General features: G+C 54.2%; 14 protein-coding genes. All 14 read left to right on the forward strand.

Annotated features, from left to right (window positions below):
• Positions 1–110 precede the first annotated feature (110 nt).
• The 14 genes from tsf (at position 111) to rnhB (ending at position 14,260) form a co-directional block, all read left to right on the forward strand.
• Positions 111–962, forward strand: coding sequence for a translation elongation factor Ts (gene tsf, locus ACWPW2_RS02905; RefSeq protein WP_023480457.1), 852 nt, complete (start codon positions 111–113; stop codon positions 960–962).
• Between the two features lie 145 nt (positions 963–1,107).
• Complete coding sequence (pyrH, locus tag ACWPW2_RS02910; protein ID WP_023480331.1) at positions 1,108–1,833, forward strand: UMP kinase; 726 nt, start codon at positions 1,108–1,110, stop codon at positions 1,831–1,833.
• Positions 1,834–1,983: 150 nt separating this feature from the next.
• On the forward strand, positions 1,984–2,541 hold the full coding sequence (gene frr, locus ACWPW2_RS02915) for a ribosome recycling factor (protein ID WP_023480286.1): 558 nt from the start codon (positions 1,984–1,986) through the stop codon (positions 2,539–2,541).
• A 97-nt stretch (positions 2,542–2,638) separates the two neighbouring features.
• Positions 2,639–3,835: a 1-deoxy-D-xylulose-5-phosphate reductoisomerase gene (ispC, locus tag ACWPW2_RS02920; protein ID WP_023480337.1), complete on the forward strand. Its 1,197-nt coding sequence runs from the start codon at positions 2,639–2,641 to the stop codon at positions 3,833–3,835.
• A gap of 186 nt (positions 3,836–4,021) precedes the next feature.
• Positions 4,022–4,780 carry a (2E,6E)-farnesyl-diphosphate-specific ditrans,polycis-undecaprenyl-diphosphate synthase gene (gene ispU / locus ACWPW2_RS02925; protein WP_023480217.1) on the forward strand — a complete coding sequence of 253 codons (759 nt, stop codon included), beginning with the start codon at positions 4,022–4,024 and terminating at the stop codon, positions 4,778–4,780.
• Positions 4,781–4,792: 12 nt separating this feature from the next.
• The gene (gene cdsA, locus ACWPW2_RS02930) at positions 4,793–5,650 is read left to right on the forward strand and encodes a phosphatidate cytidylyltransferase (RefSeq protein WP_076768871.1); all 858 of its coding nucleotides are present in this window, start codon (positions 4,793–4,795) and stop codon (positions 5,648–5,650) included.
• A gap of 11 nt (positions 5,651–5,661) precedes the next feature.
• Positions 5,662–7,011, forward strand: coding sequence for a sigma E protease regulator RseP (gene rseP, locus ACWPW2_RS02935; protein ID WP_454121571.1), 1,350 nt, complete (start codon positions 5,662–5,664; stop codon positions 7,009–7,011).
• Between the two features lie 31 nt (positions 7,012–7,042).
• Entirely contained in the window at positions 7,043–9,457 is a 2,415-nt protein-coding gene (bamA, locus tag ACWPW2_RS02940) for an outer membrane protein assembly factor BamA (RefSeq protein WP_023480329.1), read from the forward strand.
• A 114-nt stretch (positions 9,458–9,571) separates the two neighbouring features.
• Positions 9,572–10,066, forward strand: coding sequence for a molecular chaperone Skp (gene skp / locus ACWPW2_RS02945; RefSeq protein WP_454121573.1), 495 nt, complete (start codon positions 9,572–9,574; stop codon positions 10,064–10,066).
• A gap of 3 nt (positions 10,067–10,069) precedes the next feature.
• On the forward strand, positions 10,070–11,098 hold the full coding sequence (lpxD, locus tag ACWPW2_RS02950; protein WP_187801374.1) for a UDP-3-O-(3-hydroxymyristoyl)glucosamine N-acyltransferase: 1,029 nt from the start codon (positions 10,070–10,072) through the stop codon (positions 11,096–11,098).
• A gap of 173 nt (positions 11,099–11,271) precedes the next feature.
• Entirely contained in the window at positions 11,272–11,727 is a 456-nt protein-coding gene (fabZ, locus tag ACWPW2_RS02955) for a 3-hydroxyacyl-ACP dehydratase FabZ (protein WP_023480493.1), read from the forward strand.
• A gap of 3 nt (positions 11,728–11,730) precedes the next feature.
• A complete protein-coding gene (lpxA, locus tag ACWPW2_RS02960) occupies positions 11,731–12,519 on the forward strand; it encodes an acyl-ACP--UDP-N-acetylglucosamine O-acyltransferase (RefSeq protein ID WP_054802825.1) in 789 nt (262 codons plus the stop codon).
• Positions 12,519–13,667 carry a lipid-A-disaccharide synthase gene (gene lpxB / locus ACWPW2_RS02965; RefSeq protein WP_454121575.1) on the forward strand — a complete coding sequence of 383 codons (1,149 nt, stop codon included), beginning with the start codon at positions 12,519–12,521 and terminating at the stop codon, positions 13,665–13,667. The genes lpxA and lpxB overlap by 1 nt, the downstream gene beginning before the upstream one ends.
• Positions 13,664–14,260 carry a ribonuclease HII gene (rnhB, locus tag ACWPW2_RS02970; protein WP_042712004.1) on the forward strand — a complete coding sequence of 199 codons (597 nt, stop codon included), beginning with the start codon at positions 13,664–13,666 and terminating at the stop codon, positions 14,258–14,260. The genes lpxB and rnhB overlap by 4 nt, the downstream gene beginning before the upstream one ends.
• Positions 14,261–14,287 lie beyond the last annotated feature (27 nt).

Below are 14,287 nucleotides of genomic sequence, written 5' to 3' on the forward strand. Positions count from 1 at the left end.
CAGGTAGTACCGAGTTTGGTTAGGGGGCCTGTTTATGGCCCCCTTTTTCACTTTCAAGCCTGTTTGGTTCCTGGAACCGGGCAGGTCATATCTCTCCCGAGGATTAAAGAATGGCTGAAATTACCGCATCCCTGGTAAAAGAGCTGCGTGAACGTACTGGCGCAGGCATGATGGACTGTAAAAAAGCGCTGACCGAAGCAAGCGGCGACATCGAGCTGGCAATCGAGAACATGCGTAAGTCCGGTGCGATCAAAGCGGCGAAAAAAGCGGGCAACGTTGCTGCTGACGGCGTGATCATCACCAAAATCGACGGCACCTACGGCATCATTCTGGAAGTTAACTGCCAGACTGACTTCGTTGCTAAAGATGCTGGTTTCCAGGCATTTGCTAACAAAGTTCTGGACGCTGCTGTTGCTGGCAAAATCACCGACGTTGAAGTTCTGAAAACGCAGTTCGAAGAAGAGCGCGTTGCACTGGTTGCTAAAATCGGTGAGAACATCAACATCCGTCGCGTTTCTTCCCTGGAAGGCGAAGTACTGGGCTCTTACCAGCACGGCGCGCGTATCGGTGTTCTGGTTGCGGCTAAAGGCGCAGATCAGGAGCTGGTTAAGCAGCTGGCTATGCACGTTGCTGCAAGCAAGCCGGAATTCGTTAAGCCGGAAGACGTGTCTGCTGAAGTTGTTGAGAAAGAGTACCAGGTTCAGCTGGACATCGCCATGCAGTCTGGCAAGCCGAAAGAGATCGCAGAGAAAATGGTTGAAGGCCGCATGAAGAAATTCACCGGCGAAGTTTCTCTGACCGGCCAGCCTTTCGTAATGGACCCGAGCAAAACCGTTGGCCAGCTGCTGAAAGAGCACAACGCTGACGTGACTGGCTTCATCCGCTTCGAAGTGGGCGAAGGCATCGAGAAAGTTGAGACTGACTTCGCAGCAGAAGTTGCTGCCATGTCCAAGCAGTCTTAATCAATAAAAGGAGCCGCCTGAGGGCGGCTTCTTTTTATGTCCTTCATCTGAAAAACAGCCGGCACACTAGTGTTAGCGCTGACAGGCGACGTATCATAGCGCCAGATTAAACCCGTCTAATTGTTCACAGTCTCAGGAAAGAAACATGGCTACCAATGCAAAACCCATCTACAAACGCATTCTGCTTAAGCTGAGTGGCGAGGCGCTTCAGGGCTCTGAAGGTTTCGGTATCGACGCAAGCATTCTTGACCGTATGGCGCAGGAAATTAAAGAACTGGTTGAACTGGGTATTCAGGTTGGCGTAGTCATTGGCGGGGGTAACCTGTTCCGTGGTGCGGGCCTGGCGAAAGCGGGCATGAACCGTGTTGTGGGCGATCACATGGGTATGCTGGCAACAGTGATGAACGGCCTGGCAATGCGTGATGCTCTGCATCGTGCCTATGTGAACGCGCGCCTGATGTCCGCATTCCCGTTAAACGGCGTGTGTGACAACTACAGCTGGGCAGAAGCAATTAGCCTGCTGCGTAATAACCGCGTAGTGATTTTTAGCGCCGGTACCGGTAACCCATTCTTCACCACCGACTCCGCAGCCTGCCTGCGCGGTATCGAAATCGAAGCCGATGTGGTGCTGAAAGCGACCAAAGTTGACGGCGTCTATACGGCCGATCCGGTACTGGATCCGACCGCCACGCTCTGCGAGCGCCTCTCCTATACTGAAGTGCTTGATAAAGAACTGAAAGTGATGGATCTGGCCGCCTTTACCCTCGCTCGCGACCATAAATTACCGATTCGCGTGTTCAATATGAACAAACCAGGCGCGCTACGCCGCGTGGTAATGGGCGAAAAAGAGGGCACATTGATTACGGAATAATTCCCGTAAGCAATAAATAAAGGTAAGATTCCGCTTTAATTTATCCAGCAGAGCGTTCCGGCATCTTTACGATGCCATCATGGGAACAAGGCTATACTTAGCACAACCGCCGTATGGCCTGTCTGCGACAAGATTTCAAGGATCCGTAACGTGATTAGCGATATCAGAAAAGATGCTGAAGTACGCATGGAAAAATGCGTAGAATCCTTCAAAACCCAAATCAGCAAAGTCCGTACCGGCCGCGCTTCTCCGAGCCTGCTGGACGGCATCGTTGTTGAATATTACGGTACGCCGACGCCGCTGCGTCAGCTGGCCAGCGTAACGGTAGAAGACTCCCGTACTCTGAAAATCAACGTCTTCGATCGCTCGATGAGCCCGGCCGTTGAAAAAGCGATCCTCACCTCCGATCTGGGTTTGAACCCAAGCTCTGCGGGTAGCGATATCCGCGTTCCGCTGCCAGCACTGACCGAAGAGCGTCGTAAAGATCTGATCAAAGTGGTGCGCGGTGAAGCTGAGCAGGCTCGTGTTGCCGTGCGCAACGTGCGCCGTGATGCCAACGATAAAGTAAAAGCGCTGCTGAAAGACAAAGAGATCAGCGAAGATGATGACCGCCGTTCTCAGGATGACGTGCAGAAGCTGACCGACGCTGCGATCAAGAAAGTTGACGCGGCGCTGGCGGATAAAGAAGCGGAACTGATGCAGTTCTGATTCGATAAAAAACGACTAAAACGCCGTCCAGAGAGCCGTGCAAGCGGCTTGCTGACGGCGTTTTTGCTTTTCCCCCTTGCAACGTTGCGAGCGTTTCATGAAGCATTTAACTCTTCTGGGCTCAACGGGTTCTATAGGTTGCAGCACGCTTGCTGTGGTTCGTCATAATCCCGATCGTTTCACCGTCACCGCGCTGGTCGCGGGAAAAAATGTCGCGCGCATGGTTGAGCAGTGCCTCGAGTTCTCTCCGCGCTATGCGGTGATGGATGACGCTGACAGCGCGCAGCAGTTACAGCGCACCCTGAGCGAGCATGGCAGCCGCACGGAAGTGCTGAGCGGGCAGCAGGCCGCCTGTGAGATGGCGGCGCTTGATGAGGTCGATCAGGTGATGGCCGCTATCGTCGGCGCGGCCGGATTATTGCCAACGCTTGCGGCTATTCGCGCCGGTAAAAGCGTACTGCTTGCCAATAAAGAGTCACTTGTCACCTGCGGCCGCCTGTTTATGGAGGCGGTGAAAGAGAGCAGGGCGCAGCTGCTGCCGGTCGACAGCGAACATAATGCGATTTTTCAGAGTTTGCCGGAACCAATCCAGCATAACCTGGGGTACGCTGATCTCGAACAGAATGGCGTATCGTCTATTCTGCTTACCGGGTCTGGTGGCCCATTCCGGGAGACGCCGATGGCGGATCTGGCGCTGATGACGCCGGATCAGGCTTGTCGCCATCCGAACTGGTCGATGGGGCGTAAAATCTCCGTTGATTCCGCCACCATGATGAATAAAGGTCTGGAATACATTGAAGCACGCTGGTTGTTTAATGCCGCTGCCCGCCAGATGGAAGTGCTGATTCACCCGCAATCGGTGATCCACTCCATGGTGCGTTATCAGGATGGCAGTGTGTTGGCGCAGTTGGGTGAGCCGGATATGCGAACACCCATCGCACACACGATGGCCTGGCCGGAGCGTGTGTCGTCAGGTGTCAACGCCCTTGATTTCTGCAAGCTGAGCGCATTGACTTTTGCCGCCCCCGATTTCGATCGTTATCCCTGTCTGAAGCTGGCGATTGACGCCTCCAGCGAGGGTCAGGCGGCGACAACTGCGCTGAACGCAGCTAATGAGGTGGCCGTTTCGGCTTTCCTGGCATCCGCTATTCGTTTCACTGATATTGCCGCTCTCAATCTCTCTGTGCTGGAACAGATGGATTTACGCGAACCGCAGAGTATTGATGACGTTCTGGCCGTCGATGTACTGGCACGAGAGATTGCGCAAAAACAAGTGATGCGCTTCGCAAGCTAGTGATAATGCTGTCCGGAGTGACGGTGCTATTTGTTAGCGTAGGGCTTCAGTGATATAGTCTGCGCCACAAAATTGCCGCTTTTTATTATGGCGAATTGTGTAAGCCGTGGTTTGCGCGGCTTTTTTGTGTGAAGGCTTTTGTATTCCTGAGTACCGCTAAATCCTTTTCAGGGACTAAAACGCGTTATGTTGTCTGCTAACCAACCGATAAGCGAAAATTTGCCAACGCATGGCTGCCGCCATGTAGCGATAATTATGGATGGCAATGGTCGCTGGGCAAAAAGGCAGGGAAAACTCCGTGCCTTTGGACACAGAGCGGGAGCGAAATCCGTTCGCCGCGCAGTCTCTTTTGCCGCCAACAATGGTATCGACGCGCTGACGCTGTATGCTTTTAGTAGCGAAAACTGGAACCGTCCGGCGCAGGAAGTGAGCGCGCTGATGGAACTGTTTGTGTGGGCGCTGGATAGCGAAGTAAAAAGCCTGCACCGCCATAATGTTCGTTTACGCATTATTGGCGATACCAGCCGGTTTAATGCGCGTTTGCAGGAGCGAATCCGCAAAGCGGAAGCGTTAACCGCCCAGAACAGCGGGCTAACGCTAAATATCGCCGCCAACTACGGTGGGCGCTGGGATATCGTTCAGGGAGTTCGGCATTTAGCTGAGCAAGTGCAGGAAGGGCTGTTGCGCCCGGACGAAATAGATGAAGAGACGCTGAATAAGCAAGTCTGCATGCATGAGCTGGCTCCCGTTGATTTAGTGATTAGGACGGGCGGCGAACATCGCATAAGTAACTTTTTACTTTGGCAAATTGCCTATGCCGAACTTTACTTTACTGATGTTCTTTGGCCTGATTTTGATGAACAAGACTTTGAAGGTGCGCTGAATGCCTTTGCTAATCGAGAGCGTCGTTTCGGTGGTACCGAGCCTGGTGGCGACAAAGCCTGATGGGGGTTGCTTTTGCTGAAGTATCGCCTGATTTCTGCGTTTGTATTGATACCCATTGTTATCGCGGCGCTTTTTTTGCTGCCTCCTGTGGGATTTGCGATTATCACTCTCGCCGTCTGCATGCTCGCCGCGTGGGAATGGGGTCAGCTGAGCGGCTTAACCTCGCGCACACAGCGCGTCTGGCTGGCGGTGCTCTGTGGGCTGCTGTTAGCGCTGATGCTGTTTACGCTGCCGGAGTATCATCACAACGTTCACCAGCCGCTGGTTGAAGGCTCGCTTTGGGCCTCTCTGGTGTGGTGGCTTGCTGCACTGGGGCTGGTGCTGGGTTATCCGGCCTCTGCGGCGCTATGGCGCAACTCTAAGGCGCTGCGTCTGCTGTTTGGCGTTCTCACCATCATTCCCTTCTTCTGGGGCATGTTGGCGCTGCGGGTCTGGCACTATGAGGTCAACCCCTACAGCGGCGCAATCTGGTTGCTCTACGTCATGATTCTGGTCTGGGGCGCTGACTCGGGTGCTTATATGTTTGGCAAACTGTTTGGCAAACATAAGCTGGCACCGAAAGTGTCGCCCGGTAAAACCTGGCAGGGCTTCCTCGGCGGGCTGCTGACCGCAGGGATCATCTCCTGGGGCTACGGCGCATGGGCGAACCTTGAAGTGGCGCACTCGACGCTGCTGATCTGCTCTGTGGTGGCCGCGCTTGCTTCGGTACTGGGCGATTTAACCGAGAGCATGTTCAAGCGCGAAGCCGGCATTAAAGATAGTGGTCATCTTATTCCAGGCCACGGCGGTATACTGGATCGCATTGACAGCCTGACGGCGGCGGTTCCCGTATTTGCCTGTCTGTTACTGCTGGTTTTCAGGACGATTTGACGGAAGGTTTTATGCTGAGCATTCTCTGGAATCTGGCGGCGTTCATTATTGCGCTTGGTGTTTTGATCACGGTGCATGAATTTGGCCATTTCTGGGTTGCTCGCCGTTGCGGTGTCCGCGTCGAGCGCTTCTCCATTGGTTTTGGGAAAGCGCTCTGGCGCCGCTTTGATAAACAGGGCACCGAATTTGTTATCGCCCTGATCCCGCTGGGCGGCTACGTCAAAATGCTCGATGAGCGCGTCGAGCCGGTCGTCCCGGAGATGCGCCACTTCGCGTTTAACAATAAAACCGTCGGCCAGCGCGCCGCGGTGATCGCGGCGGGTCCCATCGCCAACTTCATCTTCGCTATCTTCGCTTACTGGCTGGTGTTTATCATCGGCGTCCCTGGCGTTCGCCCGGTAATTGGTGAAATAACGCCCAACTCTATCGCTGCAAGCGCGCAAATTGCACCCGGCACGGAACTTAAAGCCATTGATGGTATCGAAACGCCTGATTGGGATGCAGTGCGCTTACAGCTGGTGTCAAAAATCGGTGACAGTCAGACGACCGTCAGCGTGGCACCTTTCGGCAGTAACAATCGACAGGATAAAGTGCTGGACCTGCGCCACTGGACCTTTGCGCCTGACAAGGACGATCCGGTGATGTCGCTGGGGATTCGGCCGCGCACTGCGCAGCTGGAACCGGTGCTCGCTGAAGTCCAGAGCGGTTCCGCCGCCAGCAAAGCAGGTTTGCAAGCAGGCGACAGGATCGTTAAAGTCGAGGGTCAGCAGTTAACGCAGTGGACGACCTTTGTCACGCTGGTGCGGGACAACCCCGGTAAGGCGTTAGCATTAGAAGTGGACAGGCAGGGGACTCCCTTGTCCGTAACACTGGTACCGGATACGAAACCCGGTAACAAGGCAGAGGGTTTTGCGGGCGTGGTGCCCAAAATTATCCCGCTGCCGGATGAATATAAGACAGTACGCCAGTACGGGCCTTTCAGCGCCATCGCCGAAGCCACGGGTAAAACCTGGCAGTTGATGAAGCTGACGGTCAGTATGTTGGGGAAATTGATCACCGGTGATGTAAAACTGAACAACCTCAGTGGGCCGATCTCTATCGCCCAGGGGGCTGGGATGTCAGCAGAGTTCGGGTTGATTTACTACCTGATGTTCCTCGCTTTGATAAGCGTGAACTTAGGCATTATCAACCTGTTCCCGCTCCCCGTTTTAGACGGCGGACATCTGCTGTTTTTAGCGATTGAGAAGCTGAAAGGCGGACCGGTATCCGAGCGAGTTCAAGACTTTAGTTATCGCATTGGCTCTATTTTGCTGGTGTTGTTAATGGGGCTTGCACTTTTCAATGATTTCTCTCGCTTGTAAGAGAGTTTGTTAGGAAGAACGCATAATAACGATGGCGATGAAAAAGTTGCTCATAGCGTCGCTGCTGTTTAGCAGCGCCACCGTATACGGTGCTGAGGGGTTCGTAGTGAAGGATATTCATTTCGAAGGCCTACAGCGTGTCGCCGTTGGTGCGGCCCTCCTCAGTATGCCAGTACGTCCAGGCGATACGGTGAATGATGAAGACATCAGTAACACCATTCGCGCACTGTTTGCCACTGGCAACTTTGAGGATGTTCGTGTCCTGCGTGATGGCGATACCCTTCTCGTTCAGGTGAAAGAACGCCCGACAATCGCCAGCATCACCTTCTCCGGCAACAAGTCGGTAAAAGATGACATGCTGAAACAGAACCTCGAGGCTTCTGGCGTGCGTGTTGGCGAATCACTGGATCGCACCACCCTCTCCGATATTGAAAAAGGGCTGGAAGATTTCTACTACAGCGTCGGTAAATACAGCGCCAGCGTAAAAGCTGTCGTCACGCCGCTGCCGCGTAACCGCGTCGATCTTAAGCTGGTCTTCCAGGAGGGCGTCTCCGCGCAGATCCAGCAGATCAACATCGTCGGTAACCACGCGTTCTCGACCGAACAACTGATCTCTAACTTCCAGCTGCGCGATGAAGTGCCATGGTGGAACGTGGTCGGCGATCGTAAATACCAGAAGCAGAAGCTGGCGGGCGATCTTGAAACCCTGCGCAGCTACTACCTGGATCGCGGTTATGCCCGTTTCAACATTGATTCGACGCAGGTCAGCCTGACGCCGGACAAAAAAGGCATCTACATTACCGTTAACGTCACCGAAGGCGATCAGTACAAGCTTTCTGGCGTGCAGGTTGCCGGTAATCTGGCGGGCCACTCAGCGGAAATTGAAGGCCTGACCAAAATTCAGCCGGGCGAGCTCTACAACGGCACCAAAGTGACCAAAATGGAAGACGATATTAAAAAGCTTCTGGGTCGCTATGGTTATGCCTATCCGCGCGTACAGTCTCAGCCTGAGATTAATGACGCCGATAAGACCGTTAAGCTGCATATCAACGTCGATGCGGGTAACCGTTTCTACGTGCGTAAGATCCGCTTTGAAGGCAATGACACCTCGAAAGATACCGTTCTGCGTCGCGAAATGCGCCAGATGGAAGGGGCATGGCTCGGCAGCGATCTGGTCGATCAGGGTAAAGAGCGTCTGAACCGTCTCGGCTACTTTGAAACCGTTGATAGCGAAACGCAGCGCGTTCCGGGCAGCCCGGATCAGGTTGATGTGGTCTACAAAGTCAAAGAGCGTAACACCGGTAGCTTCAACTTCGGTGTTGGTTACGGCACGGAAAGCGGCGTTAGCTTCCAGGTCGGCGTGCAGCAGGATAACTGGTTAGGTACCGGTTACTCTGTCGGCATCAGCGGCACCAAGAACGACTACCAGACCTACTCGGAACTCTCGGTCACCAACCCGTACTTCACGGTTGATGGCGTGAGCCTCGGCGGTCGTCTGTTCTACAACGACTTTAAAGCGGACGACGCGGATCTCTCCTCCTACACCAACAAAAGTTATGGTCTGGATGGCACGCTCGGGTTCCCGATTAACGAATACAACACGCTGCGCACCGGCTTAGGCTATGTGCACAACAGCCTGTCGAAGATGCAGCCGCAGATTGCGATGTGGCGTTATCTCGACTCAGTGGGGCAGAATGCCAGCACCAGGGATGACAGCAACGGCTACTCGGCGGATGACTTCACCTTCAACTATGGCTGGACGTATAACAACCTTGACCGCGGTTACTTCCCGACGAAAGGTTCACGCGTCAACCTGAACGGTAAAGTGACAATTCCGGGCTCCGATAACGAGTTCTATAAAGTCACTGTCGACACTGCGTCCTACTTCCCGATTGACGACGATCACAAATGGGTGATGCTGGGTCGTACACGTTGGGGCTATGGCGACGGTATCGGTAGCAAAGAAATGCCGTTCTATGAGAACTTCTATGCAGGTGGTTCCAGCACCGTGCGCGGCTTCCAGTCCAATAACATTGGTCCGAAAGCGGTCTACTACGGCGGCAGCGGTCTGGAAAACTGTAACACTACCACGTCGAAATTCTGTAAGTCTGACGATGCGGTGGGCGGTAACGCAATGGGCGTTGTCAGCGCCGAGCTGATCACGCCAACGCCGTTTATCAGCGAGAAGTATGCTAACTCTGTACGCACCTCCTTCTTCTGGGATGCGGGCAGCGTTTGGGATACGAACTGGCAAAATACCGCGGAGATGAAAGCGCTGGGTATTCCGGATTATAGCGATCCGAGCAATATCCGCATGTCTGCCGGTATCGCACTACAATGGATGTCCCCATTGGGGCCGTTGGTCTTCTCCTACGCCCAGCCGTTTAAAAAGTACGATGGAGACAAAGCGGAGCAGTTCCAGTTTAACATCGGTAAAACCTGGTAACGCCGCATTGCAAAGGAATGCGCAAGCAGTGTAGTGATGGCTGCGGCTTCGAAGAAGCCCAGCCTCGCAAAGAGCTGTACCTCCGGGTACAAACGGGATGGTAAGGAGTTAATTGTGAAAAAGTTGTTATTAGCTGCAGGTTTAAGTCTGGCAATGGCCGCGTCGGCTCAGGCTGCTGACAAAATTGCGATTGTTGATATGGGTAACCTGTTACAGCAGGTCGCACAGACTTCCGGCGTTTCTCAGACCATGAAAAACGAATTCGGCGGCCGTGCCAACGAACTGCAGAGCATGGAGTCCGACCTGCAAGCAAAAGCACAGCGTTTGCAGCGTGACGGTTCTACCATGAAAGCGAGCGAGCGCAGCAAGCTGGAAAAAGACATCAATTCCGGTCGCCAGGCATTCGCTCAGAAAGCGCAGGCTTTTGAGCAGGATCAGGCTCGCCGCTCTAACGAAGAGCGCGGCAAGCTGGTCACCCGCATCCAGTCCGCAGTGAAGAAAGTCGCTGCCGATCAGGATGTGGATCTGGTTATCCCTGCCAATGCCGTTATTTACAACAGCAATGATGTAAAAGACATCACCGCTGATGTACTGAAACAGGTTAAATAAGTAATGCCTTCAATTCGACTCGCTGATTTAGCTCAGCAGTTGGATGCAGAATTACACGGTGATGGCGATATCGTCATCACCGGCGTTGCGTCCATGCAATCTGCCGAAGCAGGTCACATCACTTTCATGGTAAATCCTAAATACCGTGAACACCTGGCCGCATGCCAGGCCTCTGCCGTTGTAATGACGCAGGACGATCTTCCTTTTGCCCACAGCGCCGCACTGGTCGTGAAGAACCCTTATCTGACCTACGCGCGTATGGCACAAATTCTTGATACCACGCCGCAGCCTGCGCAGAACATCGCGCCGGGAGCCGTTATCGATCCGACCGCGACGCTGGGCAGCAATGTCTCTATCGGCGCGAATGCGGTAATTGAATCCGGGGTGACCCTCGGCGACAACGTCGTGATCGGCCCGGGCTGCTTCGTGGGGAAAAATACGAAAATTGGCGCAGGATCGCGTCTTTGGGCCAACGTATCTATTTACCATGAGATTGAAATCGGTGAGAACTGCCTGGTTCAATCGGGGACGGTAATAGGTTCGGACGGCTTTGGTTATGCTAACGATCGCGGAAATTGGGTGAAAATCCCACAACTTGGTCGCGTAATTATCGGCAATAACGTCGAGATTGGCGCATGTACCACCATCGACCGCGGCGCGCTTGACGACACCCGTATCGGTAATGGCGTAATTATTGATAACCAGTGTCAGATTGCACATAACGTTGTGATTGGCGACAATACCGCCGTTGCCGGTGGCGTCATCATGGCAGGCAGCCTGAAAATTGGCCGCTACTGCATGATTGGCGGAGCCAGCGTAATCAACGGGCATATGGAAATTTGCGACAAGGTTACGGTAACGGGGATGGGTATGGTGATGCGTCCTATCACTGAGCCAGGCATTTATTCTTCCGGCATTCCGTTACAACCCAATAAAACGTGGCGAAAAACCGCAGCCCTGGTAATGAATATCGACGAGATGAGTAAGCGTTTGAAAGCTGTCGAGCGCAAGTTAACTCAACAAGACGAGTGATTCATTTACCTGACGCTTGTACACAAAAGCGTTTGGGTTAACAGAAAAAGCGACAAAACGCCTCTGCAACTCGACGCATAAAGTGTATATACTCCCCGGCCTGTTGGCGTTCTCAGGAATGCCGCGGGCCGTGTTATTATTGCTTTTTTGTATATTTAGACAGGAAGAGTATTTTGACTACTGACACTCATACTCTGCACATTGAAGAGATCCTGGAGCTTCTGCCGCACCGCTACCCGTTCTTACTGGTAGATCGTGTGCTGGATTTTGAAGAGGGTCGTTTTCTGCGCGCAGTCAAAAATGTTACGGTAAACGAACCGTTTTTCCAGGGCCACTTCCCTGGCAAACCGATTTTCCCGGGCGTGCTGATCCTCGAAGCAATGGCGCAGGCAACCGGTATTCTGGCGTTTAAAAGCGTTGGTAAACTGGAACCGGGTGAGCTGTACTACTTCGCCGGCATCGACGAAGCGCGCTTTAAGCGCCCGGTTGTGCCTGGCGATCAGATGATCATGGAAGTCACTTTCGAGAAAACGCGCCGTGGCGTGACCCGCTTTAAAGGGGTTGCTATGGTTGACGGTAAAGTTGTTTGTGAAGCTACTATGATGTGTGCACGTAGCCGGGAGGCCTGATACGTGATTGATAAAACCGCCTTTATTCATCCTACCGCCATTGTTGAAGAGGGTGCCGTCATTGGCGCCAACGTTCATATTGGCCCGTTTTGTATTGTGGGACCTCACGTCGAAATCGGCGAAGGTACCGTACTGAAATCTCACGTTGTTGTTAACGGCCACACCAAAATCGGTCGTGATAACGAGATTTATCAGTTCGCCTCCATCGGTGAAGTGAACCAGGATCTTAAATATGCTGGCGAGCCGACCCGTGTGGAAATTGGCGATCGCAACCGCATTCGCGAAAGCGTCACCATCCATCGTGGCACAGTACAGGACGCTGGACTGACGAAGGTGGGCAGCGATAACTTACTGATGATCAACTCGCACGTTGCGCATGACTGCATTATCGGTAACCGCTGCATCCTCGCGAATAATGCAACGCTGGGCGGCCACGTCACAATCGGTGATTTTGCGATCATCGGCGGCATGACGGCGGTTCACCAGTTCTGCATTATTGGCGAGCACGTAATGGTTGGCGGCTGCTCCGGCGTCGCGCAGGACGTACCTCCTTATGTCATTGCTCAGGGCAACCATGCCACGCCGTATGGCGTGAACATCGAAGGCCTGAAACGCCGTGGCTTCAGCCGCGAAGCGCTTGTGGCTATCCGTAACGCGTACAAATTGCTCTATCGCAGCGGTAAAACGCTCGACGAAGCAAAACCGGAAATTGCCGAGCTTGCCGCGAAGCACCCGGAAGTTGATGCGTTTATGCAGTTCTTTGAGCGCTCGACGCGTGGCCTGATCCGTTAATGGTCGACAAGCGTCCGCTTACGATAGCCCTTGTCGCCGGAGAAACCTCCGGCGATATTCTTGGTGCCGGTCTTATCCGCGCACTGAGAACGCGCGTGCCCAACGCCCGATTTGTCGGCGTTGCCGGCCCGCGCATGCAGGCTGAAGGGTGTGAAGCCTGGTATGAGATGGAAGAGCTGGCGGTGATGGGTATCGTCGAAGTGCTTGGCCGTCTGCGTCGCCTGCTGCATATCCGCGCTGATTTGACCCGTCGATTCAGCGAACTGCAACCCGATGTGTTTGTCGGGATTGATGCGCCGGACTTTAACATTACCCTTGAGGGTAATTTAAAAAAAAGCGGCATCAAAACGATTCACTACGTCAGCCCGTCAGTTTGGGCGTGGCGACAAAAGCGCGTTTTCAAAATTGGTAAAGCCACCGATCTGGTACTGGCGTTTCTCCCTTTCGAAAAAGCGTTTTATGACCGGTTTAATGTCCCATGCCGCTTTATCGGGCACACCATGGCCGATGCGATGCCGCTTGATCCCGATAAAAATGCGGCGCGCGCGCACCTGGGGATTAGCCCGCAGGCGCGCTGCCTGGCGCTGCTGCCCGGCAGCCGTGGTGCAGAAGTCGAGATGCTCAGCGCCGACTTTTTGCGTACCGCGCAGCTGCTGCGTGAGCGCTACCCGGAGCTGGAAGTGGTGGTTCCGCTGGTCAATGCGAAACGCCGCGAGCAGTTTGAGCAGATCAAAGCGCAAGTCGCGCCTGATTTGACGGTGCATCTGCTTGATGGCCAGGCGCGGGAAGCGATGATCGCCTCCGACGCCGCGCTGCTGGCCTCCGGCACTGCGGCGCTGGAGTGCATGCTGGCGAAATGCCCGATGGTGGTCGGCTACCGTATGAAGCCCTTCACCTTCTGGCTGGCGAAACGGCTGGTGAAAACGCCCTATGTTTCCCTGCCAAACCTGCTTGCCGGGCGCGAAGTGGTTAAAGAGCTGTTGCAGGAAGAGTGTCAGCCGCAGGCGTTGGCAGCCGCACTGGAACCGCTGCTGGCGAACAGTGAAACCCGCCATGAAATGCATGACCTGTTTCGCGAGCTGCATCAGCGCATCCGCTGTAATGCCGATGAGCAGGCGGCGGACGCGGTACTGGAGTTAGCAAAATGATTGAGTTTGTTTATCCGCACACGCATCTTGTTGCGGGTGTGGATGAAGTAGGGCGCGGCCCGCTGGTTGGCGCGGTCGTGACGGCAGCGGTGATCCTCGATCCTGCACGGCCAATTGTGGGTCTCAACGACTCCAAAAAACTCTCCGAAAAACGCCGTTTGTCGCTCTTTGATGAGATTAAAGAGAAAGCGCTGGCCTGGAGTCTCGGCCGCGCGGAGCCGCACGAGATCGATGAGCTTAATATCCTGCACGCCACGATGCTGGCGATGCAGCGCGCAGTCGCCGGGCTTGCTATCACGCCAGAGTATGTGCTGATTGACGGCAACCGTTGCCCGGCGCTTGCCATGCCATCCATGGCGGTGGTGAAAGGCGACAGCCGCGTGGCGGAAATCAGCGCGGCGTCGATTATCGCCAAAGTCACGCGCGATGCCGAAATGGCCGCGCTGGATGCGATCTTCCCGCAGTATGGCTTTGCACAACATAAAGGCTATCCCACGGCTTTTCATCTGGAAAAGCTGACGGAGCATGGCGCAACCGAGCATCACCGACGCAGCTTTGCGCCGGTCAGGCGCGCGTTGGGCGTCGTCTCCTGACTCTTAAGAACGTGAAACTACAGGCTG

This window comes from Kosakonia sp. Marseille-Q7440 (assembly GCF_965119485.1).